The organism is Sandarakinorhabdus sp., assembly GCF_051860625.1.
In the GTDB taxonomy this organism is placed as follows: Bacteria; Pseudomonadota; Alphaproteobacteria; order Sphingomonadales; family Sphingomonadaceae; genus Sandarakinorhabdus.
In genome coordinates this window covers 74,147-99,929 of record NZ_JBHYDQ010000011.1, presented here as the reverse complement: position 1 = coordinate 99,929, position 25,783 = coordinate 74,147, and the positions used below count along the sequence as shown (strand labels likewise).

19 protein-coding genes are annotated in these 25,783 nt (G+C 66.4%); 8 read left to right on the top strand and 11 right to left on the bottom strand.

Annotated features, from left to right (window positions below):
* The gene (gene groES, locus ACTIEZ_RS11490; RefSeq protein ID WP_439546811.1) at positions 1-315 is read right to left on the bottom strand and encodes a co-chaperone GroES; all 315 of its coding nucleotides are present in this window, start codon (positions 313-315) and stop codon (positions 1-3) included.
* Positions 316-610: 295 nt separating this feature from the next.
* Between groES and ACTIEZ_RS11485 the strand changes: the two genes are divergently transcribed.
* Positions 611-2,005 (top strand): S41 family peptidase, encoded by a 1,395-nt coding sequence (locus tag ACTIEZ_RS11485; protein ID WP_439546810.1) that lies wholly within the window; start codon positions 611-613, stop codon positions 2,003-2,005.
* On the opposite strand, the gene ACTIEZ_RS11480 is transcribed toward ACTIEZ_RS11485, so the two are convergent.
* From ACTIEZ_RS11480 to ACTIEZ_RS11455, 6 genes are all read right to left on the bottom strand, one after another.
* A complete protein-coding gene (locus tag ACTIEZ_RS11480; RefSeq protein ID WP_439546809.1) occupies positions 2,002-3,012 on the bottom strand; it encodes an NADP-dependent oxidoreductase in 1,011 nt (336 codons plus the stop codon). The two genes, ACTIEZ_RS11485 and ACTIEZ_RS11480, sit on opposite strands and share 4 nt — an antisense overlap.
* A 69-nt stretch (positions 3,013-3,081) precedes the next feature.
* On the bottom strand, positions 3,082-4,641 hold the full coding sequence (locus tag ACTIEZ_RS11475) for a helicase HerA-like domain-containing protein (RefSeq protein WP_439546808.1): 1,560 nt from the start codon (positions 4,639-4,641) through the stop codon (positions 3,082-3,084).
* Positions 4,642-4,664: 23 nt separating this feature from the next.
* The gene (locus ACTIEZ_RS11470; RefSeq protein WP_439546807.1) at positions 4,665-5,585 is read right to left on the bottom strand and encodes a carbon-nitrogen hydrolase family protein; all 921 of its coding nucleotides are present in this window, start codon (positions 5,583-5,585) and stop codon (positions 4,665-4,667) included.
* Entirely contained in the window at positions 5,582-6,622 is a 1,041-nt protein-coding gene (gene queG, locus ACTIEZ_RS11465) for a tRNA epoxyqueuosine(34) reductase QueG (RefSeq protein ID WP_439546806.1), read from the bottom strand. Before queG ends, ACTIEZ_RS11470 begins: the two co-directional genes overlap by 4 nt.
* Positions 6,601-7,365: an alpha/beta fold hydrolase gene (locus ACTIEZ_RS11460; RefSeq protein ID WP_439546805.1), complete on the bottom strand. Its 765-nt coding sequence runs from the start codon at positions 7,363-7,365 to the stop codon at positions 6,601-6,603. The genes queG and ACTIEZ_RS11460 overlap by 22 nt, the downstream gene beginning before the upstream one ends.
* Positions 7,362-9,638: an NADP-dependent malic enzyme gene (locus ACTIEZ_RS11455; RefSeq protein ID WP_439546804.1), complete on the bottom strand. Its 2,277-nt coding sequence runs from the start codon at positions 9,636-9,638 to the stop codon at positions 7,362-7,364. The genes ACTIEZ_RS11460 and ACTIEZ_RS11455 overlap by 4 nt, the downstream gene beginning before the upstream one ends.
* A gap of 169 nt (positions 9,639-9,807) precedes the next feature.
* Between ACTIEZ_RS11455 and mutS the strand changes: the two genes are divergently transcribed.
* Positions 9,808-12,414, top strand: coding sequence for a DNA mismatch repair protein MutS (gene mutS, locus ACTIEZ_RS11450; protein ID WP_439546842.1), 2,607 nt, complete (start codon positions 9,808-9,810; stop codon positions 12,412-12,414).
* Here mutS and ACTIEZ_RS11445 read toward each other — a convergent pair.
* On the bottom strand, positions 12,411-13,355 hold the full coding sequence (locus ACTIEZ_RS11445) for a hypothetical protein (protein WP_439546803.1): 945 nt from the start codon (positions 13,353-13,355) through the stop codon (positions 12,411-12,413). The two genes, mutS and ACTIEZ_RS11445, sit on opposite strands and share 4 nt — an antisense overlap.
* Positions 13,356-13,559: 204 nt before the next feature.
* Between ACTIEZ_RS11445 and ACTIEZ_RS11440 the strand changes: the two genes are divergently transcribed.
* The 5 genes from ACTIEZ_RS11440 to ACTIEZ_RS11420 are packed head-to-tail and all read left to right on the top strand — an operon-like array spanning position 13,560 to position 21,241.
* On the top strand, positions 13,560-17,174 hold the full coding sequence (locus ACTIEZ_RS11440; protein ID WP_439546802.1) for a hydantoinase B/oxoprolinase family protein: 3,615 nt from the start codon (positions 13,560-13,562) through the stop codon (positions 17,172-17,174).
* Between the two features lie 5 nt (positions 17,175-17,179).
* Positions 17,180-17,821, top strand: a complete 642-nt coding sequence (locus ACTIEZ_RS11435; RefSeq protein WP_439546841.1) for a DUF969 domain-containing protein — start codon at positions 17,180-17,182, stop codon at positions 17,819-17,821.
* Positions 17,818-18,756, top strand: coding sequence for a DUF979 domain-containing protein (locus tag ACTIEZ_RS11430; RefSeq protein WP_439546801.1), 939 nt, complete (start codon positions 17,818-17,820; stop codon positions 18,754-18,756). The genes ACTIEZ_RS11435 and ACTIEZ_RS11430 overlap by 4 nt, the downstream gene beginning before the upstream one ends.
* Positions 18,756-19,739, top strand: a complete 984-nt coding sequence (locus ACTIEZ_RS11425; protein ID WP_439546800.1) for a DUF2891 domain-containing protein — start codon at positions 18,756-18,758, stop codon at positions 19,737-19,739. The genes ACTIEZ_RS11430 and ACTIEZ_RS11425 overlap by 1 nt, the downstream gene beginning before the upstream one ends.
* Entirely contained in the window at positions 19,700-21,241 is a 1,542-nt protein-coding gene (locus tag ACTIEZ_RS11420) for a DUF4403 family protein (protein ID WP_439546799.1), read from the top strand. The genes ACTIEZ_RS11425 and ACTIEZ_RS11420 overlap by 40 nt, the downstream gene beginning before the upstream one ends.
* On the opposite strand, the gene ACTIEZ_RS11415 is transcribed toward ACTIEZ_RS11420, so the two are convergent.
* The 3 genes from ACTIEZ_RS11415 to ACTIEZ_RS11405 all read right to left on the bottom strand — a co-directional run bounded on the left by ACTIEZ_RS11415 (position 21,226) and on the right by ACTIEZ_RS11405 (position 24,905).
* Positions 21,226-23,004 carry a DEAD/DEAH box helicase gene (locus ACTIEZ_RS11415; protein WP_439546798.1) on the bottom strand — a complete coding sequence of 593 codons (1,779 nt, stop codon included), beginning with the start codon at positions 23,002-23,004 and terminating at the stop codon, positions 21,226-21,228. The genes ACTIEZ_RS11420 and ACTIEZ_RS11415 overlap by 16 nt on opposite strands.
* Positions 23,005-23,167: 163 nt before the next feature.
* Entirely contained in the window at positions 23,168-24,343 is a 1,176-nt protein-coding gene (locus ACTIEZ_RS11410; RefSeq protein ID WP_439546797.1) for an acetyl-CoA C-acyltransferase, read from the bottom strand.
* A gap of 97 nt (positions 24,344-24,440) precedes the next feature.
* Positions 24,441-24,905, bottom strand: coding sequence for a MaoC family dehydratase (locus ACTIEZ_RS11405; protein WP_439546796.1), 465 nt, complete (start codon positions 24,903-24,905; stop codon positions 24,441-24,443).
* A 183-nt stretch (positions 24,906-25,088) separates the two neighbouring features.
* Here ACTIEZ_RS11405 and ACTIEZ_RS11400 point away from each other — a divergent pair, with 183 nt between their 5' ends.
* Complete coding sequence (locus ACTIEZ_RS11400) at positions 25,089-25,745, top strand: Npun_F0296 family exosortase-dependent surface protein (protein WP_439546795.1); 657 nt, start codon at positions 25,089-25,091, stop codon at positions 25,743-25,745.
* The last annotated feature ends 38 nt before the right edge of the window (positions 25,746-25,783 follow it).

Genomic DNA, 25,783 nt, shown 5'->3' with positions numbered 1-25,783 from the left:
TTACGCAGCCTTGGCGAGGTCAGCAGCAGCGCTGATGATGCCCAGAATGTCGCTTTCCTTCATGATCAGAAGGTCTTCGCCACCCAGCTTCACTTCGGTGCCCGACCATTTGCCGAACAGGATGCGATCGCCCACGGCGACTTCGAGCGGGGTGATGGTGCCGTTTTCGGCACGTGCGCCCGTGCCGACGGCGACGACTTCGCCTTCCTGCGGCTTTTCCTTGGCGCTGTCGGGGATGATGATGCCACCAGCAGTCTTTGCCTCGGCTTCGACGCGGCGGACGAGCACACGGTCATGGAGCGGTCGGAATGTCATATTGCCCTCGTTTTGTTGTGCAACCTTGGTTGCTGGAAAGGAGCCGCCGCTGTTGGCACTCACTGTTGATGAGTGCCAGCGGCTGCGGCTGCATATGCGCGCCAAGCCGGCAAACGTCAAGGCTCTGCTGCACCGTGCAGGGCCAGAGTGCGGCAAAATTGTCGCGAATGCGGCTGGACAAATCCGTAAATTAACCCAAACATCGGTATCCATGGGGTATAGGTCTCGTTGCGTTGGTATGCCCGCTCTGTTGGCGGTCGGTTTGTTGTTGCAGGCCTGTGGCGGCAGCGGCCCCGTGACCGTACCCGACCCCCTGCAACCGCAGAGGCCACCGACGCCACCAACGATCACACCGTCACCCACCACCACAACCGACCAGTGCAGCCTGCGTCAGCGGCAATTGTGGGCGGAAAGCCAGATTCGCGAAAATTATCTCTTCCCCCAAGATCTGCCGGCCAGCCTCGATCCAGCACCATTCGCCACCGTGCAGGATTATATCAACGCACTCACCGCCACGGCGCGCGCGGCGCGCAAGGATCGCTTTTTTACCTTCATCACCTCCATCGCCGAGGAAAACGCCTTCAACGCCACTGGCCAGACCGCGGCGTTCGGCTTCCGGGTCGATTATGACGATACGGCGCGGCGGGTGTTCATCACCGATGCCGATGAAGCCGGCCCGGCCTTTGCCGGCGGCCTTGAGCGCGGCATCGAGATATTGGCCATCGGCGCCAGCCCGGCCAGCCTGGTGCCGGTCACGACCCTGTTCTCGCAAGGCGGCAGTATCGCCGTGGCGGACGCATTCGGCCCCAGCCAAGCCGGCGTCAGCCGCACCCTGCAGGTGCGCGAAGCCGGCGGCGCCCTGCGCACCATCACCATCACCCGTGCCATTTTCGACATCACGCCGGTGTCGCCGCGGTTCGGCAATCTGGTGTTCGAAGACGGGGCCGGCGGCCGCATCGGCTATGTCAATCTGCGCAACTTCGTCGGCACGGCCGAAGCCCCGTTGCGCAGCGCCTTTGCCCGTTTCCGCAACGAAGGCATCACCCGCGTCATCATCGACGTGCGCTACAATGGCGGTGGCGCGGTGCGTGTCGCGGAAACATTCGGCGATCTGCTCGGCCGCAACCGCCTGGCCAGCGATGTGTTCGCGTTCACCACGTTCCGGCCATCGCTCTCTGCGGAGAACAGCACCCGGCTGTTCCGCCCGACCAGCGACAGTATCGCCCCCACCATGCTGGCCTTCATCACCACGCAAAGCACCGGGTCGGCCAGCGAACTGGTGCCCAATTCGATGCTGCCCTATCTGCGCGAGAATGCGCTGCTGGTCGGCGGCAACACCTTGGGCAAGCCGGTTGGCCAGATCGCCATCGATCGCGCCGCCTGTGATGACCGGCTGCGCGTCGTTGCCTTTGCCGCCGAAAATGCCGACCGCCAGGGCGATTATTTCAACGGCCTGGCGCCGCTTTGGCCCACCCGCGGCGGCCGCACCTGCCGCGCCGAGGATCAGATCACTGCACCCTTCGGCCGCAGCGAAGCCTCGATCAGCACGGCGATCAGCGCCATCCAGGGCGGCGCCTGCACGCCGATCGCCAGCAGTGGCGACGACATCCGCGAACAATCATTGGGCCGCCGCCCGCTGCTGGCGCGCAACCCCAGCGCCGCGCAGCGCGCCATGCCGGGGACGTTCTAGACTTTCAGCAACTGCTTGCCGAAATTCTTGCCCTCGAACAATCGCCGCAGCGTCGCCGGGCAGTTTTCAAAGCCGTGCGCCACATCCTCGGCCGTCTGCAACTTGCCTTCGCGCATCAGCCCGGCCAGCGCCGCGACGCCTTCACCATAGCGACGCATGAAATCCAGCACGATAAAACCTTCCATCCGGCCACGCATCACCGTCAGGTTCATGTAATTGTTCAGGCCGGGCGTGCGGTTGTCGGCCGTGTCATTATAGCTGGAAATACCGCCGCACAGCACCACGCGCGCATTCAGGGCCAGATTGGCCAGCGCCGCATCCAGGATCTCGCCGCCGACATTTTCGAACACCACGTTCACACCCTTGGGGGCATGTTCGCGGATGGCACGCGCCACGCCGCCGGCGCGATAATCGATGCAGGCATCCGCCCCGGCGGTATCCACCACCCATCGGCATTTTTCCGCCCCACCGGCAATGCCGATCACCGTGCAGCCCAGCGCCTTGGCCACCTGCACCACCACGCTGCCCGTTGCGCCGGCGGCCCCCGATACCAGCACCGTGTCCCCGGCGTTCGGCTTGCCGATCTCGGTCAACCCGAACCACGCCGTCAGCCCGGTCACGCCAAACACGCCCAGCGCCTGTTCGGGCGTGATGCCAGGCCGCAATTTCGTCACGGGGCCGGTTTCGGTCATGCCCTCGCTCAGCGCATGTTCCTGCCAGCCGAACGTGCCCTGCACCATTTCGCCCACTGCAAAGCCGGGATGCCGGCTTGCCACCACTTCCCCGATGCCGCCGGCGCGCACCACCCCACCGATGGGCACGGCGGGCAGATAGGTATCGCCGCCCAGCCAGCCACGCTGGGTGGGGTCAAAGCTGAAATGGGTGAGTTTGACGAGAAACTGCCCGTCGCCAACCTCGGGCAGTGGCCCGCTGACCAGATCGAAATCACTGTCCTTGAGCGGACCATTGGGCCGGGATTTCAGCAGCCATTTGCGGGTGGTGGTCATGATGGTCTCCTTGCGTTTGCCGGCAGCATGCCCGCCCCCACCCCCGCCCGCAAGCGGAAGGGGATGGATTTACTTGAACAACCCGCCCAACAGCCCGCGCACCAATTTCTGTCCCATGCGGCCGCCCAACTGCCGGCCGATGCTGCTCGCGGCCGATGTCACAGCCGATTGCACGGCCTTTTGCGTGGCACTGGGCCGGGCGGCAGCGCGGGCCTGCGCAGCCTGGATCCGCGCCTGTTCCCGCGCCCGCTGCGCGTCGGCCCGCGCGGCGTCCTTGGCGGCTTGCGCGTCCAGCTTGGCCTGCAGTGCTGCTGCCTTGTCGGCTTCTGCCGCCTCCGCCTGCTCCTCGCGCAGCGCGATCAGCAATTCATAGGCCGACTCGCGATCCAGCAATTCCTCATACTTCCCGGCAAAGGGCGAGGCATTGATCACATCCATCCGCTCACCCGGCGTGATCGGCCCGACCCGGCTGCGCGGTGGACCCACCCGCGTGCGCTCCACCGGGCTGGGCGCACCATCGGGCAGCAGCGTGGAGACCAGCGCCTCCCCCACCTTCATCTCGGTGATGACACGGGCCACATCCAGCCGCGGATTGGGCCGGAACGTCTCGCTTGCCGCCCGGATGGCGCGCTGGTCGCGCGGCGTGAACGCCCTGAGCGCATGCTGCACCCGGTTGCCCAACTGCCCCGCCACTTTTTCAGGGATATCGATCGGATTCTGGCTGATGAAATAGACGCCGACGCCTTTCGATCGGATCAGCCGCACCACCTGCTCGACCTTGTCGAGCAGTGCATCAGGCGCCTCGTCGAACAGCAGATGCGCCTCATCAAAGAAGAACACCAGCCGCGGCCGATCCGGATCGCCCACTTCGGGCAGCGTTTCGAACAGTTCCGACAGCAGCCACAGCAGGAAGGTGGCATACAAGCGCGGTGACCGCATCAACTTGTCGGCGGCCAGGATGTTCACCCGGCCATGCCCGCGCCCATCGCGCGCAATGAAATCGGATATGTCCAGCGCCGGCTCCCCAAAAAACGCCGCACCGCCCTGGGTATCGAGTTGCAGCAACTGGCGCTGGATGGCGCCGACACTGGCCTTGCTGACATTACCATATTTGCTCGACAATTCGCCGGCATTGTCGGCGCACCAAGCCAGCATTGCCTGCAGATCCTTCAGATCGAGCAGCAGCATGTCGTTTTCATCGGCATAACGGAATGCGATGGTCAGCACGCCTTCCTGCGTTGCATTCAGCCCCATCAGCCGCGCCAGCAGCAGCGGCCCCATTTCGGAAATCGTGGTGCGAATGGGGTGGCCCTGTTCGCCGAACAAATCCCAAAACACCACCGGGCAGGCTTCATAATCATAATCATCCATCTTCAATTCGGCGGCCCGCTTGCCGGTCCAGCCCGCGGCCTCGCTGCCAGCCTTGGCCATGCCGGCGATGTCGCCCTTCACATCGGCGAGGAACACCGGCACCCCGGCGCGCGAAAAGCCTTCGGCCAGGCCCTGCAGCGTCACCGTCTTGCCGGTGCCGGTGGCGCCGGCAATCAGCCCGTGGCGGTTGGCGCGTTTCAGCACCAGAACCTGCGGCACATCTTCGTCCGACAGGCCGATAAACAGGGAATCAGTCATGGTGTCTCCTTCGCAAGCCAGTTTCAGCGCGGCGCCTGCGTGACGTCCAGCCGGAAGATATCGGGCCGACTGTAATGCCCGGCAGCATCGAAATCGAAGCGCGCGCGGACCACATCAGCCAGATCAACCTCGGCCACCACCAGCCCTTCGCCACCGCGCAGCGGCCCCGCCAGCACCTCACCCATCGGCGAGACGATCATGCTGCCGCCGGCAATCAGCGGCGCGTCCACAGCCCGATCGATCAGCGTGATCGGTTCGCCCAGCGCCATTTGCGAGGGCGGCAGCCACTGGCAGGCGCTGACCAGAAAACACCGGCCTTCGTGGGCGATATGGCGCATCGCCACCTCCCACTGCGGCCGATCATCCACCGTCGGCGCCGCCCAGATCGTCACGCCCTGCGCATAAAGCGCGGCGCGAAACGCCGGCATGAAATTTTCCCAGCAAATAACCGCGCCGATACGCCCCACCGGGCTGTCGAAACTGCGCACATCAGCAGCGCCGCCCTGCCCCCACACCAGCCGTTCGGCTGCCGTCGGCATCAACTTGCGGCGATGCCCGGCCAAGGCGCCATCGGGCGTGAAATACAGCGCCGTGCATTGCAGCGTCGCGCCTTCGCGCATGATGACGCCGGCCACCATCGCGGTACCGATGCTGCCCGCCAGTTCACCCAGCGCCGCCACCTCCGGGCCATCAAGTTCGACCGCCTGTTCCCAATAGCGGCGAAACGCCTCGCGCCCCGCCGGCATCCGATACCCCAGGCGCACCCCGAAATCCGCCCCCTTGGGATAACCGCCGAGCAGCGCTTCGGGCAGCACCAGCAGATCGGGCCGCGCTTCGATCAATTCCGCGCGGCGGTCCATCAGCGCCTCCAGCGTTGCCGCCGTGGTCGCGCGACTGCCGATCTGCAGCGCTGCCAGCCGTGCCGTGCCTTGCCTGATGCTCATGCCGTCAACGCCTCCATTGCCCAGGCAGCCGCATCGGCCACCACCGGATCATCGCTGCCCAGATGCGCCTGCACCGCTGGCAGCAGCGCCATATCCCCACTGTTGCCCGCCGCATAAAGGCAGTTGCGGATGAAGCGCTTGACGCCAATCCGCTTCACAGCCGACCCTGAAAAAAGCGCCCGAAACGCGGCATCATCCAGGCAGAGCAACTCTGCCAGCTTCGGCGCCGTCAGTTCGCTGCGCGGCAGAAATGCCGGCTCTTCGCTGGCCTTGGCAAAGCGATTCCACGGGCACACGCTCAGGCAATCATCACAGCCATAGATGCGGTTGGCCATCGGCCGCCGGAATTCGGCCGGAATCGGGCCACTGTGTTCGATGGTGAGATAGGCGAGGCAGCGCCGCGCATCGAGCCGATAGGGCGCGGGAAACGCATCCGTCGGACAGGCCACCTGGCAACGCGTGCAACTGCCACAGCGATCCGCATGCGGTTCATCCACCGGCAGCGCCAGCGTTGTGTAGATCGCCCCCAGAAACAGCCAACTGCCATGATCACGGCTGACCAGATTCGTATGCTTGCCCTGCCAGCCCAGCCCGCTTGCTGCCGCCAACGGCTTTTCCATCACCGGCGCGGTATCAACAAACACCTTCAATTCACCGCCAGCCTCCGCCACCAGCCAGCGCGCCAGGGCCTTCAGCCGCTTCTTGATCAGATCATGATAATCGCGGTTCCAAGCATAGACGCTGATCACGCCTTTGTCGCCCTGCCCGGCCAGCCGCAGCGGATCCAGCGCTGGCGCGTAACTGGTGCCCAGCATGATCACGCTCTTCACGTCTGGCCACAGACCCTTGGGGCTGGCGCGCGCGTCGGCGCGGCTTTCCATCCAGATCATCTCGCCATGGCAGCCATCGTCCAGCCATTGCCGCAATCGCGCGCCGGCCTGCGGCACCGCATCGGCGCTGCACACGCCCAGCGCCGCAAAGCCCAGCCGCTCTGCCTCACCGCGCAATGCAGCGATCAGTCGAGGTTCGCCAACCACCCGGTCACCATCGCTCCGACCTGCTGTTCCAGTTCGCCCCAGAACAGCCAGTGCGGCGCGCCCGGAATCTCGTGATAATCCACCCGGCCGGGCAACTGCCGCGCGGTGGCACGCGCAATACCGGGCGGCGTAGTGCGATCAACACAGCCCACCACCACCAGCGCCGGCCGCGTCAGCCGCGCATAATCCACCCGCGTGATGCTGCCATGCAGCGGCGGCAACGCGATTTCGGCCAGCACACGGCCCGAATCCCACACCAGCGCGCCGATTTCCACGGTTGTCACCGCTTCGGGCACCGTATTGAAAATCCCCCAACGCGCGCCGGCTTCGTCACACAGGGTCGGCTTTTCCCACCAGCCCCATTTGGTCACGACATTCAGCAAGGTGCGCAGCGGATCGAAACTCGCCGACTGGCTGTTCGCAGCCGCCGCCGGCGACAGCAGCACCAGGCCGGCATGCGGCACCCTTGCCGCCAGCATCTGCGCCAGCAGCCCGCCCATCGAATGGCCCAGAATCACCGGCGGCGCTCCCAGCGCCGCTGCTTCGGTGACCAGATAATCGACATAGGCCGTGATCGAAACCGTCCCCAGCTCGGGCGGCGGCGGCAGGCTGGCCGGGCGATCATGCCAGGGCAGCACCGGCGCATGGGTGACATGGCCAGCCGCCTCCAGAACCAGGCGCAGCCGCGAAAATGTGGCCGGCGTCGACCACATGCCGTGAATCAGCAGAATGGGCGGTTTCAACACACCACGCCGGTGGAGGCGAGCACACCCAGCGTCACGATATCGCCGGCCGACGAATTCATCGGCACGATCTGCACCGGCTTGGACATGTTCACCAGCATCGGGCCAACCACCCGCAAGTTCGCGACTTCCTTGATCAATTTCGCCGCGATATTGGCGCTGTGCAGGCCGGGCATGATCAGCACATTGGCCGGGCCCGAAAGCCGGCTGAACGGATATTGCGCCCGCATCGCCGGATTCAGCGCGACATCGGCCGACATTTCACCCTCATATTCGAACCCGACCTGGCGTTCATCGAGCAAGGCCACCGCGCCGCGCAGATTGGCGACAAATTCGCCGGGCGGGTTGCCGAAATTGCTGTAGCTGAGGAACGCCACGCGCGGTTCCTGGCCCAGCCGGCGTGCAACCGCTGCTGTTTCGATGGCGATTGTGGCCAGGGTTTCGGCCGTCGGCCGCTCGGTCACCGTCGTGTCGGCGACGAAAATCGTCTGCTGCTTGCCGACCAGCATGTGGATGCCGAACGGGCGCTGTCCGGGAACCGGATCAATCACCTGGCGCACCTGGCGATAGGTGGTGGCAAAATTGCGGGTGACGCCGGTGAGCATCAGATCCGCTTCGCCCATCGCCACCAGCAGCGCGCCGAACACGTTGCGTTCATGGTTCACCATGCGCTGCACATCGCGCAGCAGCATGCCGCGCCGCTGCACGCGTTCATACAGATACGCGACCATCGCCGGCACCAGCGGCGAGATCGAACTGTTGTGGATTTCAAAGCTTTCGGGATCATCGACGCCCAGCCGCGCCAGGCCTTCACGCACCGGCTGTTCACGGCCCACCAGCACCGGCGTGCCATAACCGCTGTTGCGCCAATTGACGGCGGCACGCAGCACCACCTCCTGCTCGGCTTCGGCGAACACGGCGCGGCGCGGGCGCGATTGCGCGCTTTCGATGGCGCCCTGCAGGATCGAGGTGGTCGGGTTCAGCCGGCCGCGCAATTCCTGGCGATAGGCGTCCTCATCGAAAAACGGCTTGCGCGCCACGCCCGAATCCATCGCCGCCTTGGCAACGGCGGTGGGGATATGTTCGATCAGGCGCGGATCGAACGGCGCCGGGATGATATATTCCGGGCCGAAATTGCGTGCCTTGCCGCCATAAGCCGCCGCCACTTCATCCGGCACCGGCATGCGCGCCAGGCTGGCAATGGCGTTGGCCGCGGCCAGCTTCATCTCCTCGTTGATCGCGGTCGCGCGCACATCCAGCGCACCGCGGAACAGATAGGGGAAGCACAGGACGTTATTGACCTGGTTGGGATAATCGCTGCGCCCGGTGGCGACGATGGCGTCTGAACGCACCTTCGCCACATCTTCCGGGGTGATTTCGGGATCGGGGTTGGCCATCGCAAAAATGATCGGATTGGGCGCCATCGCCGCCACCATCGCCTCGCTCACCGCGCCCTTCTGGCTCAGCCCCAGGAACACGTCGGCACCCTGCATCGCCTCTTCCAGCGTGCGCGCATCGGTGACGGCCGCGTGGGCGGACTTCCACTGGTTCATGCCCTTTTCGCGGCCGACATAGATCACGCCCGTCGTGTCGCACATCAACACATTCTTGACGCCGTACAGCTTGATCAGTTCGGTGCAGGCAATCGCCGCCGCGCCAGCGCCGTTCACGACCATCTTCACATCTTCGGGCCGGCGCCCGGTCAGGTGCATCGCGTTGATCAGGCCGGCAGCAGCCACGATGGCGGTGCCGTGCTGATCATCGTGGAACACCGGGATGTTCATCCGTTCCTTCAGCGTGGTTTCGATGATGAAGCATTCCGGCGCCTTGATATCCTCAAGGTTGATGCCGCCAAAGCTCGGCTCCAGCAGCTCGACGCAGGCGATGAACTTGTCGACATCCTCGGTGGCGACTTCCAGATCGATGCTGTCCACATCGGCAAAGCGCTTGAACAGCACCGCCTTGCCTTCCATCACCGGCTTGGACGCCAGCGCACCCAGATTGCCCAACCCCAGAATCGCGGTGCCGTTGGATATCACCGCCACCAGATTGCCCTTGATCGTGTAATCATAGGCGCTGTCCGGATCGGCTGCGATGGCCCGCACTGGCGCTGCGACACCCGGCGAATAGGCCAGGGACAAATCCCGCTGCGTTGCCATCGGCTTGCTGGCCACGATGTCGATCTTGCCGGGCTTGCCGATGCGGTGATAATTCAGTGCCTCGCGGTCACCGAAATCCTGATCACCGCCTGTTTTGTCGTTGCTGCTGCTCATCGCTTGATCCTGCCGACCCCGTTGCTTTGGACAGGGATAGGATTGTGGCCGCAACTGGGCAAGAGAATTGGGTCACAGCAAGGCCGCGCGCTCAGGCTGCGCTTGTCGAAGCCCGCCAGCGCACGCTATCCAACGCCTGGTGACGACAAGCGCCCCTGGCACCTCCCCGATGCTGACCCAATATCTCGCCATCAAGGCCGAGGTGCCCGATGCGCTGCTGTTTTTCCGCATGGGCGATTTTTACGAACTGTTCTTCGACGATGCCGCCGCCGCCGCCGCCACGCTCGACATCGCGCTGACCAAGCGCGGCGAGCATGCCGGCCAGCCGATCCCGATGTGCGGCGTGCCGGTGCACGCCCATGAAAATTATCTTGCCCGCCTGATCCGCGCCGGCCACCGCGTGGCCATCGCCGAACAGATCGAAGACCCGCGCGACGCAAAAAAGCGCGGCAGCAAAAGCGTTGTCGCCCGCGCCATCGTCCGCATCGTCACGCCAGGCACCATCACCGAACACGGCCTGCTCGAACCCCGCCGCGCCAACTGGCTGGCCGCCCTTCTCCCCTCTCCTTCAGGGGAGGGGCCGGGGGTGGGGAACGCCGAGTCAAAGGCCACCGCCGGCCTCGCCTGGCTGGACCTCAGCACCGGCGCCTTCCACACCCGCGCCGGCCCGCTGGCCGACCTGCGCGCCGAATTGGCCCGCCTCAACCCCGCCGAAACCCTGATCCCCGAAGGCAGCAATGCCCGCGGCGCCCCCCGTCCCGCCGCCGATTTCAACGCAGCCCGCGCCGAAGCCACCCTGAAATCCCGCTTCGGCGTCGCCACCCTCGACGGCTGGGGCCAGTTCTCGAAACCCGAACTTGCCGCCGCCGGCGCGCTGCTGGCCTATGTCCAAGAAACCGCCCGTGATGCCGCACCGCTGATCCTCCCGCCCCGCCGTGAACTGCCCGGCAGCACCATGGCCATCGACGCCGCCACCCGCGCCAGCCTCGATCTGGCGCGCGGGAACACGCGCCACAGCCTTGAATCCGCCATCGATCGCACCGTCACTGCCGCCGGCGCCCGCCAACTCGGCGCCGACATCGCGGCGCCGCTCACCGATGCCGTGGCCATCGGGCAGCGCCTTGATCTCGTCACCTGGTTCCACGCTGATCCACTGACCCGCCAGGCCACGCGCGACACGCTGGCCGGCCTGCCCGACATCGCCCGCGCCCTGGCCCGCATCGCCATCGGCCGCTGGAGCCCGCGCGATCTCGGCCAGCTCGGCAAAGGCCTCGCCGGCGCCCTCGCCCTCAAACGCGCCCTGACCCACACCGCATCGCTGGCCGGCCCGCCCGCGCTCCTGTCGGAAACCCTCGCCCGCATCGGCGCAGACGGCGCCCAGATCGGCGCCCTCGTCGAACAATTGGCACGCACCCTCGCCGATGAACCCCCCATCGAACTGCCCGGCGCCATTCGCCCCGGCTTCGACGCGGCGCTCGATGCCTTGCGCGAAACCGCCCGCGACGGCCGCAGTGCGGTGGCCGCCATGGAAACCCGCCTGAAATCCGAAACCGGCATCGCGGCGCTGAAAATCCGCCACAACAATGTGCTTGGGTATCATATCGAAGTCCCCGCCGGCCGCGCCGATCCGCTGCTGCTGCCCACATCGGGCTTCATCCACCGCCAGACCATGGCCGGCGCAGTGAGATTCTCCTCCCCCGAACTCGGCAACCTCGCCAGCCGCATCGCCAGCGCCGCCGATCACGCGCTGGCTGCCGAAGCCGCCCATCTCGAAGAATTGCGCGACGCCATTCTCACCCAGCAATCCGCCATCCTCGACACCGCCGCTGCGCTGGCGCGCATCGATGTGTCAGCCGCCCTGGCCGAACTCGCCGCATCGGAAAACTGGTGCCGGCCCACGGTGGACCACAGCACGGCATTTGCCATCCACGCCGGCCGCCACCCGGTGGTCGAACTCGCCGTGCGAACCGCCGGCACCCGCTTCACGCCAAACGACTGCGACCTGTCCTTCGACGCCCGCGTCTGGCTGGTCACCGGCCCCAACATGGCCGGCAAATCCACCTTCCTGCGCCAGAACGCACTGATCGCCGTGCTGGCCCAGGCTGGGAGCTATGTGCCCGCCACCTCCGCCCACATCGGCGTCATCGATCGCCTCTACAGCCGCGTCGGCGCCGCCGACGATCTTGCCGAGGGCCGATCGACCTTCATGGTGGAGATGGTCGAAACCGCCGCCATCCTCACCGGCGCCACCAACCGCAGCCTGGTCATCCTCGATGAAGTCGGGCGGGGCACCAGCACCTATGATGGCCTCGCCATCGCCTGGGCCGTGCTCGAATCGGTGCACGACGATCTGCAATGCCGCTGCCTGTTCGCCACCCATTATCATGAACTGGTGCCGCTCACCGCCAAGCTCTCCGGCCTGGCCAGCGTGACGGTAAAGGTGCGCGAATGGCGCGGCGATCTCGTCTTCCTGCACCAGGTCGTCCCCGGCAGCGCCGACAAGAGCTATGGGCTGTCGGTGGCCCGCCTCGCCGGCGTCCCCGCCCAAGTCCTCAGCCGCGCCCGCGCCGTCCTCACCCGGCTGGAGGCCCGCCGCGACCAGACCGGCGGGATCGCAGCCGGCATCGCCTCCTTGCCCCTCTTCGCCACCACCGCCCCCAGCCCCACCGACGCCCTGCGCGAGAAACTGGGCAGCATCGATCCCGACAACATCACCCCGCGCGAAGCCCTCGACCTGCTCTGCGAGCTGAAGGCGCTGGCCACACCGCCGGGTTAGCCTGCAGGTTCAGCCGCTGGCCCGGTGCAAGCCAGAATGAACATCTCCTCCCGCTTGTCGACGGTCAGGCTGGTGCAACCTTGCGCTTCCAACTGGGTGCGCGACAGCATCAGCGATCGTGCCGCGCCGCGCCGCACCAAGGTGCGACCGCGCACCACGATCTCGGCCGGATCCGCCCCGGCTTCGGGCAGCGGCTTCCGGCCGGGCTGCAGCCAACGGGTGCCGTCGCCCGGACCACCCACCCGCACCGCCACAGCATCAAAACGCAGTGGCCCCATCACCAGCGGCCGGTCCAATTGCAGCCGCCGCACCGGCCGGCGCACCCCCAGCACGATCTCTTCTTGCCAAACCTCGCCCACCAACTGCCCGCCCAGCGCCTCCGCCAGATCGGCACCAGTCGTCGCCGTCACCAACGGCAGCGACCGGCGGCTGCGCACATCGACGCCCAGGGTGAACCAACTGCTACCGATCGCCACCACGCCATAGGCGGCAGTATCGATATCGCCCACCAGCGGCCAGGCATGGCGCGGCGCCTCCCCGGCCTGCCATACCACCTTGACCTCGCGGTGCGGGAACGCAAACGGGCCGATGGTACCATCGCGCGGCAGCGGGGAGGCCCCTGGAAACCAGTAAAGTTGCTGTTGCTGGGCGCGGCCCGCCACCCGCAGGAAACCATTATTGTGCCGACCGCGCAGCGCGACCACCCCGCCAATCAGAAAATCGCCGCGATTGTCCGGCCGGGACGCGCTCAATTTCAGCCGTGTCACGGCTTCATCGTTCAGCGTGACGTGATCGACCGTGCCGGTCGACACCGCCAGCATCACATCCCGGCCGTTTATCTTGGCCGCGACCGGCGCATCAGCGTCCAACGTAACCGTTTGCGGCTGATCGGCGGCGGCTGATCCTGCCAGCATCGCCGCGATCACCGTTGCACGCAGCATCCTGCCCACCAGCGGCCTCCGTCGTTTCATTACTGCGATGTAATGAATAGGTCGGCGCCGCAGCGTCGGGCAAGCCCTGCGGCATCTTATCCAAAGGCCGTCACCAGGCCGGGCCGGCTGGTAACAGCATCGGTCATTTCACCGGCAGCCGGTGCCCCAGCCTAAGCCCTTGACCACCCCTGCCCGTCCCGCCACCACTGCGCCATGGCGGGATGGCAATTCTGGATCGATCGCGGCGGCACCTTCACCGATATCGTCGCGCTGCGCCCGAATGGCAGCCTCGCCACCGCCAAGCTGCTCAGCCACGCACCCGAACAATATGATGATGCTGCGCTGGCCGGCATCGCCCGCCTGCGTGGCGGCGACCCCGCGGCGATTCAGGCGGTGCGCATGGGCACCACCGTGGCCACCAATGCCCTGCTCGAACGCAAGGGCGCGCCCACCTGCCTTGCCATCACCCGCGGGCATCGCGATGCGCTGCTGATCGGCCATCAGGCCCGGCCACAGATTTTCGCGCTGCACATCGAAAAGCCGGCGCCGCTGTATGAACGCGTGGTCGAGATTCCCGAGCGGATGACCGCGCAGGGCGAGGTGCTGCGCCCGCTCGATGAAACCGCCACTGCCGCCGCCCTGCAAGCGGCGTTCGACGCAGGCTATCGCAGCATCGCCATCGCCTGCCTGCACGGCCATGCCTTTCCGGCACACGAGCTGCGCGTCGCCGAAATCGCGCGGGCCATCGGCTTCACCCAGATCACCGCCAGCCACCAGGTCGGCGCCGTCATCCGGCTGGTGCCGCGCGCCAATACCGCCGTCGTTGATGCCTATCTGTCGCCGCCGCTGCGCGATTATGTGAACCGCGTTGCCGCCGGCCTGCCCGGCGTGAAGCTGGATTTCATGCAGTCCAACGGCGGCCTCGCCCGCGCCGGGCATTTTCACGGCCGCGATGCGATCCTGTCCGGCCCGGCCGGCGGCATTGTCGGGATGGCGGCCAGCGGGCGGGCGGTGGGCGAAATGCGGCTGATCGGCTTCGATATGGGCGGCACCTCCACCGATGTGTCGCTGTGGGATGGGACATATGAACGCGCGGAGGAGGTGATGATCGCCGGCGTGCCGCTGCGGATCCCCATGCTGAAGATCGACACGGTGGCGGCGGGCGGCGGTTCGATCATCACCCACGCTGCTGCCAAGGGTATTGGGCGCCTGAAGGTTGGCCCGCACAGCGCCGGCGCCGTGCCGGGCCCGGCCGCCTATCGCCGCGGCGGGCCGCTGACCATCACCGATGCCAATGTGCTGATCGGCATCCTCCAGCCCGATCTGTTCCCGGCGCTGTTCGGCGCCGACGGCCAACAGCCGCTGGATGTGGACGCCGTGCAGGTCGGGTTTGCCGCCTTGGCCGCTGAACTCGGCCAACCAGCCGAGCAATTGGCGACCGGCGCGCGGGCCATTGCCGTGGAAACCATGGCGCAAGCGATCCGCCGCATCTCGATCGCCCGCGGCCATGATACGGCGCGCTACACTTTGGCCTGCTTCGGCGGCGCCGGCGGGCAGCATGCCTGCGCGATTGCCGATCAACTGGGCATGACTCGCGTGCTGATCCATCCGCTGGCCGGGCTGTTGTCGGCGTTCGGCATCGGTCTGGCCGAATGCCGGGTGGTGCGGGAACGCACGCTGAACCTGCCGCTGGAGCCGGACCTCGACCTTACCACTCCGGCCACCGACCTCGCCGAGCAGGCCCGCGCTGCCCTGGCCGCGCAAGGCGAAGCCGTGGCCGCGGTGCAGGTGCAGGCCCGCATCCGCTATGCCGGCAGCGACAGCGGCATCGTGCTGCCGCTGGCCGCGCCCGATGTGCTGGCGCAACAGTTTGCCGCCGCGCAAACCCAGCGTTTCGGCTTCGTGGTGGCCGGCGCCGATCTGGTGGTGGACGCGCTGATCGCCGAGGCCGTGGGCGAAACGCCGCTGGTGCCCAATCTGGCCACCACGGCCGGCCCGGCCGCTGGGGGTGCACCCCATCTGGCCACACGGCCGGTCTTTCTGGCCGCAAAATGGCGCAAGACCGGCTTCTACGCCCGTGAAAACCTGCCCCCCGGCTGGCGCATCGCCGGCCCGGCCTGCATTCTGGATGACGCCGGCACGACTCTGGTTGAACCGGGCTGGCAGGCCGAAGTGGACCAAGCCCACAACCTGGTCCTGACCCGCTTCCCCTCTCCCCTTGGTGGAGAGGGCGAGAGACGAGCCGCAGGCGAGGCCCGGGGTGAGGGGTCCCCAGCCCCACCACAAGTAGACCCGATCCGCCTCGAACTCTTCGCCAATCGCTTCATGGCCATCGCCGAAGACATGGGCGAAGCCCTCAAGACCACTGCCTGGTCCGTCAACATCAAGGAACGGCTCGATTTTTCCTGCGCCATCTTCGACGGTGAAGGCCATCTCGTCGCCAACGCACCCCATATGCCCGTGCACCTTGGCTCCATGGGCGACAGCGTGCGCACCGTCATGGCCAAATGGGCCAGCCACAAGCGCGGTATCCGCCCCGGCGACGTCTTCGTGCTCAACAACCCCTTCGCCGGCGGCACGCACCTGCCCGATGTCACTGTCGTTGCACCGGTTTTCGTGGACGGCGCGCTGCGCTTCTGGGTCGCCGCCCGCGGCCATCAGGCCGATATCGGCGGCATCACCCCCGGCTCCATGCCCCCAGACAGCCGCTCAATCGATGAAGAAGGCGTGCTGATCGACAATATCCTGTTGATCGACCAAGGTAATTTCCTGGAATCCCAGATGCTCACCTTGCTCGGCAGCGGCCCGTGGCCCGCCCGCGACCCGGCCCGCTGCATCGGCGATCTGAAGGCCCAGGCCGCCGCCTGCGCCCGCGGCGCCCAGGCGCTGATCGACATGTGCAGGCTGGAAGGCCCCGCCACCGTCGCCGCCTTCATGTCGCATGTGCAGGACAATGCCGAAGCCGCTGTACACGAAGCCATTTCCACGCTGCGCGATGGCGCCATGACGGTTGCCATGGACAATGGCGCGCAGGTTGCCGTCGCCGTCCGCATTGACCAGACCACCCGCAGCGCCACCATCGATTTCACCGGCACCTCCCTGCAATCGCCGGATAATTTCAACGCCCCCTTTTCGGTGGCGCAGGCGGCCGTGCTCTACGTCTTCCGCTGTCTCGCCGGCAATGATCTGCCGATGAACGATGGCTGCATGCGCCCCCTCACCCTGATCGTGCCGGAAGCCACCATGCTGCGCCCTGCCCCGCCCGCTGCTGTGGTCGCCGGCAATGTCGAAACCAGCCAAATCATCACCGATGCGCTGTTCGGTGCGCTGGGCGTGCTGGCGGCCAGCCAGGGCACCATGAACAATTTCACCTTCGGCAACGCAAACCACCAATATTACGAGACAATTTGCGGCGGCGCCGGTGCAGGAAACGGCCATGCCGGCGCCAGCGCCGTACAGACCCACATGACCAACAGCCGCCTCACCGACCCGGAAGTGCTGGAAACCCGCTTTCCGGTGTTGGTTGAAGATTTCGCGACAAGGCGTTGTTCTGGCGGGGTCGGCCGGTATCGAGGCGGCGATGGTGTGATCCGCCGCATCGTTTTTCGCGAAGCCATGACCGCCTCCCTGCTCTCCGGCCGCCGCCTCACCCGCCCCTTCGGCCTGAACGGCGGCGGCGATGCCTTGCCCGGCGCCGCCCGCGTCGAACGCCGCGATGGCAGCATCGAACAGCTTGCCGCCTGCGCCCGCGCCGAACTGCAACCCGGCGACGGCATCGTCATCGAAACCCCCGGCGGTGGCGGCTTTGGTGGCGGCTTCGCCGCATGACCAACCTGTGGCCACTGGCCGGCATCGCCATCGTCGTGATCGGATTTGGCTTGCGCGCCAATCCCTTGGCGGTGGTGGTCGCCGCCGCATTCGGCAGCGGATTGGGCGCCGGGTTGAACATAGCCGAAGTCATCGCGGCACTCGGCAAGGCCTTCAATCAGAATCGCTATGTCTCCGTGCCCTGGCTGGTGCTGCCGGTGATCGGCCTGATGGAGCGCGCCGGCCTGCAGGAACAGGCGCGCGCCGTGATTGCCCGCACCCGCAACGCAACCACGTCACGTATCCTTCTGATTTACCTGGCATTGCGCCAGATTACCGCCGCTCTGGGCCTGACACAGGTCGCCGGCCATGTGCAGACGGTGCGGCCGCTCATCGCGCCAATGGCCGAAGCGGCCGCCATGCGCGATGACCCCGCCATCACATTGGAATCCCGCGACAAGATAAAGGCAATGTCAGCCGCCACCGACAATATCGGGCTGTTCTTCGGCGAGGATATCTTCATCGCCATCGCCTCCATCCTGCTGATCAAGGGTTTTCTCGAAGGCGCCGGCATCATCGTGCAGCCGCTGCAATTGTCGGTGTGGGCCATCCCCACCGCGCTGGCAGCCTTTGCAGTGCATGGCCTGCGGCTGTGGCGGCTGAAATGATTGGTTTGCCAGCACTTTACACGCTAGCCGGCGTGGTGTTCGGCAGTTGGGCCATCGCCACGCTGCTGGATCGGCAGCATCCCAGGCGCGGCCGGGCCGCTGCCTTCTGGGGCCTGATCGCTGCCCAGTTCCTCGCTGGCGACCGGTTGGGCGACATGGGCAATGGCTTGCTGTTGCTGGCGCTGGTCGCCCTTGCGCTGGCAGGCGCCCCCGGCAAGGGCCAGCCCGCCACCAGCAGCAACGCCGAGCGACTGGCGCAGGCCATGCGCTGGGGCAATCGCCTGTTCCTGCCCGCGCTGATCGTGCCCGGCGTGGCGCTGGGCGGCACCTTCCTGCTGCCGCGCCTGGGCCAATTCGTTGATCCCAAACAGGTCACGCTGATCAGCCTGGGGCTGGGCGCCATCATCGCCACCGCCGTGCTGCTGGCGTGGTTCCGCCCGCCCACCGTTGCGGCCGTGCAGGAAGGCCGGCGGCTGGCCGAAGGCGTCGGCTGGGCGATGATCCTGCCGCAATTGCTGGCCAGCCTGGGCGCCCTGTTTGCCGTGGCCGGCGTCGGCGAGATCGTCGGCAGCCTGGCGCCGCTGGCCATCCCCGAAGGCAGTCGCCTGGCCGCCGTACTGGCCTTCACCGGCGGCATGGCGATCTTCACCATCCTGATGGGCAATGCCTTTGCCGCTTTCCCGGTGATGATGGGCGGCATCGGCCTGCCGGTGCTGGTGTTCGGACTGGGCGGCAACCCGGTGATCATTGGTGCCGTCGGCATGCTGGCGGGATTTTGCGGCACTTTGCTCAGCCCGATGGCGGCAAATTTCAACATCGTGCCGGCGGCTTTGCTCGAATTGTCAGACCGTTATGCGGTAATCAAGGCGCAATGGCCCACGGCGGTGCCACTGTGGCTGTTCAACACCGGCATCATCTGGGGGTTCGCGTTTTGATGTTGGACGAAGCCTTGGCCGCCCGCATGGCCGGCATCGCGCTCGGTCATGTGACGCGCGAATATCCGCACAAGCTCGATCATGTGCTGAGCGGTGATGCCGACGCGCAAACCCCGCGCGCGCTGCATCCGATCTTCTTTGGCAGCTTCGATTGGCATAGCTGCGTACACGGTTGGTGGCTGTTGATGACGCTGCTCCACCGCTTTCCCGGCCACGCCCACGCCGCCGATACGCTGACGCTCACCACCACCAGCTTCACGCCGGAAAAGGTCGCGGCCGAATGCGCATATCTTGCAAGGCCGGAATCGGCCGGCTTTGAACGCCCCTATGGCTGGGCCTGGCTGCTGATGCTGCACGCCGAAATGGCACGCGAAAACAGCCCGTTCGCTGCCGTTCTTGCGCCACTGGCAGAAGATTTCGCCGCACGCTGGCGGGCGCATCTGCCGCTGCTCACATACCCGATCCGCACCGGAGCCCACGCCAACACGGCGTTCGCACTGGTGCTGATCGCCGATTGGGCCAGGGATCATGATCCGGCGCTGCTGGCCCGGATGGCGGCGCGGGCGCGCGACTGGTTTGGCCATGATCGGGATGCGCAGGCCTGGGAACCCGATGGCGATGCCTTCCTGTCCCCGACATTGATGCAGGCGCTGGCCATGGCCACACTATTGCCGCCAGCCGAATTTCAGCCGTGGTTTCAGGCGTTTCTGCCCGACATCGCGCAGCACCAGCCCGCCAGCCTGTTCACGCCGGCGCGCGTGTCCGATCGCAGCGACGGCAAGATCGCCCATCTCGATGGCCTCAACCTGTCGCGCGCCTGGGCCTTCCGCAGGCTGGCCGACACGCTCGGCGCTGACGATCGGGCCATGGTGCTGCGCGCCGCCGCCGATGCGCATCTCGCCGCCGCCCTGCCCCATATCGCCGGCGATTATGCCGGCGAACATTGGTTGGCCAGCTTCGCGCTGCTGGCGTTGCTGCCATGATCGTGCGGCGGCGCTGGTGGTTCGCGCTGCTGGCCGCAGCGCTTGTGTTGATCACGGCCTGGTTGCTGCGCCCGTTGTGGCCACGCGGTACCATCAATCTTGGCGCTGCCCCGCCGCGCGCGGCCGCCACGGTCCTGTCGCCGCCAGGCGCCTCCAGCATCGCCCTGCCGGTGCGCCTGCCGCTCGCCATGTTGGAAAAGGCCATCAATGAAGCCATGCCGGCAACGCTCTGGACAATCGACGAACCGGGGCGCGTCTGCATCCCGGCTGCCCGCATCAAATTGTTCAAATCCCGCCTGAAAATCACCCCGGATATCAAATGCCGCATCGTTGGCGAAGCCAACCGCGGCCCGATCCGGCTCAGCGGTCGCGGCGATACCATCCACCTTGCAATGCCGATTTCGGCACGGGTGGAGGCACAAGATGTTGGCGGCGTGATTGCACGCGAAACCGCCACGGCCGATGCAATCCTGACAGCGGATTTGCGCCCCACCCTGACGCCCGCAGGCCAGCTCACCGCGCGCATCCACCTCACCTATGATTGGCGCAATGAACCGGGCGTCACCCTGATGGGGCAGCGCATCAGGTTCACGGAAAAGGTCGATCAGAAGCTGGCGCCAGTGCTGGCCAAGGTGGAAATCGACCTTGCCCGGCAGTTGGCAGATTCCATAATCAAGGATCAGCTCGGCGCGATCTGGCGGCAGGGCTTCACCGTCGAATCGCTGAACAAGCGCAACCCGGCGGCCTGGTTGCGCCTGACGCCCCTCGGGCTCGGTATGGGCCGCATCACGGTGGAGCGTGACCAGTTGCGGATCGATGCCGCCCTTGCCGCGCGGGCCGAGCTTGTGCTGGGCGACGCCCCACCACGGCCCGTCGCCACCCCGCTGCCGGCGATTATGCCCGGGTCAGGCGATGCCGGCCTGGCGCTGCACACCGCCGTGCTGTCGGATTATGGCACGCTCGAAGCGGTGATCGGCAAGGCACTGACCAAGGTTGCGGCCAAAGGCATCGAAGTCCCCGATTATGGCCGGGTGACGGTGCGGTTCGGCCGGCCAACGCTCTATGCCACCGATGGCGGCCGGTTGGCGCTGGGGCTGGATATTGCCGCACGCGGACCCCGCCAATTGCTCGACACGCGCGGGCGGGTGTGGCTCACCGCACGCGCCGAAACCGCGCCGGGCAGCGAGCGTGTGCTGATCCGCGATCTGCAACTGGTGGCCGATCATGCCGATGATGTGCAACTGCCGCTGCTGCTGGCCATTGCAGCATCCGATCCGGTTCGCCTCGCGCTGGAACAGGCGCTGGTGCAGGATTTCAGCAACGATTACGCCAAGTTGAGGACCAAGATCGACCGGGCGCTCATGTCAGTGGCCATCGGCGATTTCCGCCTGGCCGCCGAACTGCGCGACATCCACCACGGCAAGGTGCTGGCGCTGGGCCAGGGCCTCTATCTGCCTGTCGAGGCGCGCGGCTCGGCCCGGATCGATTACGCCCCGCGGTGAGGCGGCCGGCGCGGCGCATGCGGCCGCGCCTGCAACGGCGGGCGCGGCGGGCGGGGTGCGGGCGGGCCGCCGGCCGGTTCGATGGCGATCTGGTCTTCGGCGCTGCGGCCCTGGCGGGTGGCATGGCGTTTCAGGGCAACCAGAAACCGCTCGGCCATGTCGGGTGCGATTTCCACCAGCGTTTCCGATGGCAGGATGCGGATGCTGCCGATATCGGGCTTGGTAACGCCGCCGCGCCGGCACAGCAAAGGGATGATCCAGCGCGGATCGGCATTCTGGCGCCGGCCAACGTCAAGGCGGAACCACACGCCGCCCCCACCCTGATTGCCACCTTGGCTGTGGCCGCTGCTGTGGCCGCCACCTTCATCATGGCCCCCCCTGCCACTGCCGGTCCGGTCGTTGCTCACCCGGCGCTCACCGGCTTGCGGCCGTTCGCGCGCCATCGGTTGGCCAGCATCAACCAGTTCCTCGACCTGCGGCATCCGTGCCCGGTGCGTGCGCACCAGCGCCGCGGCGATCTCATCGACACCGTGGCGGGTGAGCAGTTCCTCGCCCAGACGCTTGTCTTCGTCATCCAGCGCGCCAATGCCTTCGCCGATGCTGACCAGCAGGCGATCGCGATCCTGCGCATGGATCGCTTCGGCGGTGGGCACCTTCACCCATTCGGCCTTCACGCCCGCGCCGCCCAGCATCCGTTCCACGCGGCGACGCGCCTGATAAGGCACCACGATCACCGCCGTGCCCTTGGCACCAGCGCGGCCGGTGCGGCCCGAACGATGCTGCAGCGTCTCGGCATCGCGCGGAATCTCGACATGGATCACCAGGCTCAGCCCCGGCAGATCGATGCCGCGCGCCGCCACATCGGTGGCCACGCACAGCCGCGCGCGGCGATCACGCAGCGCCTGCAGCGCCTGGTTGCGTTCGGACTGGCTATGCTCGCCCGACAGCGCCACGGCGGCAAAGCCGCGCTCGGTCAGGCTGGCGTGCAGGCGGCGGACATTGTCGCGTGTCGCGCAAAACAGCAGGGCCGTCGGCGGTTCGTGGAAGCGCAGCAGATTGACCACGGCCGCTTCGATATCGGCCGGGCTGACCGCGACACATTGATAGGTGATATCGGCATGCGCCGTGCTGCGTCCCGCCGTGGCCAGACGCAGCGCGTCCTTCTGATAATCGCGGGCGAGTTCGGCAATGCCCTTGGGCATGGTGGCCGAGAACAGCAACGTGCGGCGCGACGGCGGCGCGGCATCCAGAATTTCCTCGAGATCCTCGCGAAAGCCCATGTCGAGCATTTCGTCGGCTTCATCGAGCACGACCACCTTGCATTGATCGAGCAGCAGCGCGCCGCGCTCCAGGTGATCGCGCAGGCGGCCCGGCGTGCCGACGACGATGTGGGCACCCGCGGACAAGGTGCGGCGTTCCACCGATTGGTTCATGCCGCCAACGCAGGTGGCGATGCGGCCCCGCGCCGGGCCATAAAGCCACGACAATTCCTTGGCGACTTGCAGGGCGAGTTCACGGGTGGGGGCAATCACCAGCGCCTGCGGCCGGCCGGGCGCCGACAGCATGGGCGCATCGCCAAGCAGATCGCCGGCCATGGCGAGGCCGAACGCCACCGTCTTGCCCGATCCGGTTTGCGCCGAGACCAGCAAATCGCGGCCCTGCGCCTCTTCGGCGATCACGGCGGCTTGCACAGGGGTGAGTTCTTCATAGCCGCGCGCGGCAATCGCCTGGGCCAGCGGCGGAGGCAGTATTTCCATCATCATCGCGGGCCTATGGCCGAAATCGCCGCGAAAGGCGAATCATATGCTCCCCTCCCCTTCAGGGGAGGGGCTGGGGGTGGGGAATGTAGAGTCCGCAAAAGGGTGGGTAGCGCCTTACGGCACGTCCCCACCCCCCGGCCCCTCCCGCAGGCGGGAGGGGAGAAAATCAATAAACCTCGAACAACCCGGCGGCACCCATGCCGCCACCGACGCACATCGTCACGACCACATATTTCGCCCCGCGACGCTTGCCTTCGATCAACGCGTGGCCGGTGCAACGTGCGCCCGTCATGCCATAGGGGTGCCCAATCGAGATCGCACCGCCGTTGACGTTGAGGATCTCCGGATCGATGCCGAGCACGTCGGCGCAGTGCAGCACCTGCACGGCAAAGGCCTCGTTCAATTCCCACAGGCCGATGTCGTTCATGGTCAGGCCATTGGCCTTCAGCAGCTTGGGCACGGCGTAGATCGGGCCGATGCCCATTTCGTCGGGCTCCAGGCCCGCCACTGCCATGCCGCGATAGGCACCCAGCGGGGTCAAGCCACGGCGCGCGGCTTCACCGGCTTCCATCAGCACGCTGGCCGAGGCGCCATCCGACAATTGGCTGGCATTGCCGGCGGTGATCACGCCGCCTTCGATGACCGGCTTCAGGCCCTTCAGGCCTTCCAGCGTGGTTTCCGGGCGGTTGCCTTCGTCCTTGCTGAGGGTAATCTCGTGGCGGGTGACCTCCTTGGTCTCCTTGTTGACCATCGCCATGCTGGCGGTCATCGGCACGATTTCGTCATCGAACTTGCCGGCGGCCTGGGCGGCAGCCGTGCGCATCTGGCTCTGATAGCCATATTCATCCTGGCGGTCGCGGCTGATATTGTAACGCTTGGCCACCACTTCGGCGGTTTGCAGCATCGGCATGTAGATCGCCGGATGCATGGCGACCAGCGACGGATCGCCCTCCACCCGCATCTTGTCGTTCTGCACCATCGAAATGCTGTCGACACCGGCGCCGATGGTGATCTGCATGCCATCAACGATGATCTGCTTGGCCGCGGTCGCGATCGACATCACGCCCGACGAACATTGCCGATCCATCGACTGGCCCGACACCGTCACCGGCAGGCCAGCGCGCAGCAGCGACGTGCGGGCGATATTGCCGCCTTGCACACCTTGCTGCAACGCGGCGCCCATCACCACGTCGTCAACTTCTGCCCCTTCGATGCCGGCGCGCTTCACGGCATGGGCAATGGCATGGCCAGCAAGCGTCGGCGACGGCGTGGCATTGAACGCGCCGCGATAGGCCCGGCCGATCGGCGTGCGGGCAGTGGAAACGATGACAGCTTCACGCATGGGATTGATCCTTCTTCAACTGCACCCCTCTCCCGTTCGGGGAGAGGGAGGGGCCCGCCCCGCTGGGCGGTGGGAGGGTGATGGTTTGCAGGCCTAATCAGCCCACATATTGCAACGTGATCCATTCCGCCGCCAACGCCGGCTTGGTTTCACCATCGATCTCAACCGCAACATTGGTCGTCGTCTGCCAGGCGCCATCCGGCCGCTGCGTCACATCGGCGATGGTGAACCGCCCGCGCACCTTGCTGCCCGATTTCACCGGCGCCATGAAGCGCACCTTGTTGAGGCCATAGTTCACGCCCATCCGCGTGCCCTTGATGCCCGGCATCGCCTGATAGGCCATCACCGACAGCAGGCTGAGCGTCAGATAACCATGCGCGATCGTGGTGCCGAACGGCGTCTGCGCCGCAAGTTCCGGGTTCACATGGATGAACTGATGATCGCCGGTCACTTCGGCAAAGGCGTTGATCTTGTCCTGCGGGACTTCAACCCAATCCGACACACCCACTTCGGTGCCAGCCAGCGCGCGAAACTCATCCAGTGTCAGGCTTTTTGCCGCCATATCGTCTCTCCCCTATTCGGTTTGGCCGCAGCCTAGGCCCCGGTTCACGCGCGCGTCAACCCGCCAGAATGATGGTAAATCGGCGCTCATTAACCTTCTGGTTATATTGCTGCAATTTTACCATCCCGTATGAGCCTGGGCATCGACCTCGCGTCACCAACCCCGATTTCAAGGATCGTTCGCATGCTTCCCGCCTTTACCGCCCGCGCCATTGCTCTTGCCGCTCTGGCCGTTGCCACCCTGGCTGCCGTGCCAGCCGCCGCCGCCACCCTCGTCAGCCTGCCCGGTGCGCCGGATCCCGGCCCATTTGCCGGCGAAACGCTGGTGGTCAGCTTTGATACTGCCAACGCCGCCGGCTTTGTCTGGCAGCAGGCACCAGCCACCCGCGCGAGCAGCCTTGCCGGCACGGCCGCAATGCCGGCCGGCGGCGACGGCACCTTCGCCTTCCTGTCCACGGCCAGTCTGCGGCCAAGCACGGCGACCCTGCTGACCCCGGCGCTGCGCTCCATCAGCCTGTACTGGGGATCGATCGATGGCCACAATAAGGTCACCCTGTTCGGCCGTGACGGCCAGGCGCTGGGCGAGTTCACCGGCAACCAGTTGCCGATGCCGAACGGCAGCTGGATGCAGAGCCAAGCCAACCGCCGCGTCGGTTTTGTGGCCGAACCAGGCCGATGGATCCATGGCATGCGGCTCGACGCCGGCGGCGTGGCCTTCGAATTCGACAGCATCGCGGCCAACGCCGTGCCGGAACCGGGCAGTTGGACCATGCTGATCGCCGGCTTTGGCCTGGTTGGAGCCATGCAGCGTCGGCGCGGCCTGCGGGTCGTCGCCGGATAACAGCAGGTGACGGGCGGCGGCGACCGGATTAGAGCCGC

Excerpts from the sequence above, each read along its gene's own strand:
- groES (WP_439546811.1), bottom strand. The coding sequence starts at position 315 with ATGACATTCCGACCGCTCCATGACCGTGTGCTCGTCCGCCGCGTCGAA.
- ACTIEZ_RS11480 (WP_439546809.1), bottom strand. The coding sequence starts at position 3,012 with ATGACCACCACCCGCAAATGGCTGCTGAAATCCCGGCCCAATGGTCCG.
- ACTIEZ_RS11475 (WP_439546808.1), bottom strand. The coding sequence starts at position 4,641 with ATGACTGATTCCCTGTTTATCGGCCTGTCGGACGAAGATGTGCCGCAG.
- ACTIEZ_RS11470 (WP_439546807.1), bottom strand. The coding sequence starts at position 5,585 with ATGAGCATCAGGCAAGGCACGGCACGGCTGGCAGCGCTGCAGATCGGC.
- ACTIEZ_RS11455 (WP_439546804.1), bottom strand. The coding sequence starts at position 9,638 with ATGAGCAGCAGCAACGACAAAACAGGCGGTGATCAGGATTTCGGTGAC.
- mutS (WP_439546842.1), top strand. The coding sequence starts at position 9,808 with ATGCTGACCCAATATCTCGCCATCAAGGCCGAGGTGCCCGATGCGCTG.
- ACTIEZ_RS11445 (WP_439546803.1), bottom strand. The coding sequence starts at position 13,355 with ATGCTGCGTGCAACGGTGATCGCGGCGATGCTGGCAGGATCAGCCGCC.
- ACTIEZ_RS11440 (WP_439546802.1), top strand. The coding sequence starts at position 13,560 with ATGGCGGGATGGCAATTCTGGATCGATCGCGGCGGCACCTTCACCGAT.
- ACTIEZ_RS11430 (WP_439546801.1), top strand. The coding sequence starts at position 17,818 with ATGATTGGTTTGCCAGCACTTTACACGCTAGCCGGCGTGGTGTTCGGC.
- ACTIEZ_RS11425 (WP_439546800.1), top strand. The coding sequence starts at position 18,756 with ATGTTGGACGAAGCCTTGGCCGCCCGCATGGCCGGCATCGCGCTCGGT.
- ACTIEZ_RS11415 (WP_439546798.1), bottom strand. The coding sequence starts at position 23,004 with ATGATGATGGAAATACTGCCTCCGCCGCTGGCCCAGGCGATTGCCGCG.
- ACTIEZ_RS11410 (WP_439546797.1), bottom strand. The coding sequence starts at position 24,343 with ATGCGTGAAGCTGTCATCGTTTCCACTGCCCGCACGCCGATCGGCCGG.
- ACTIEZ_RS11405 (WP_439546796.1), bottom strand. The coding sequence starts at position 24,905 with ATGGCGGCAAAAAGCCTGACACTGGATGAGTTTCGCGCGCTGGCTGGC.
- ACTIEZ_RS11400 (WP_439546795.1), top strand. The coding sequence starts at position 25,089 with ATGCTTCCCGCCTTTACCGCCCGCGCCATTGCTCTTGCCGCTCTGGCC.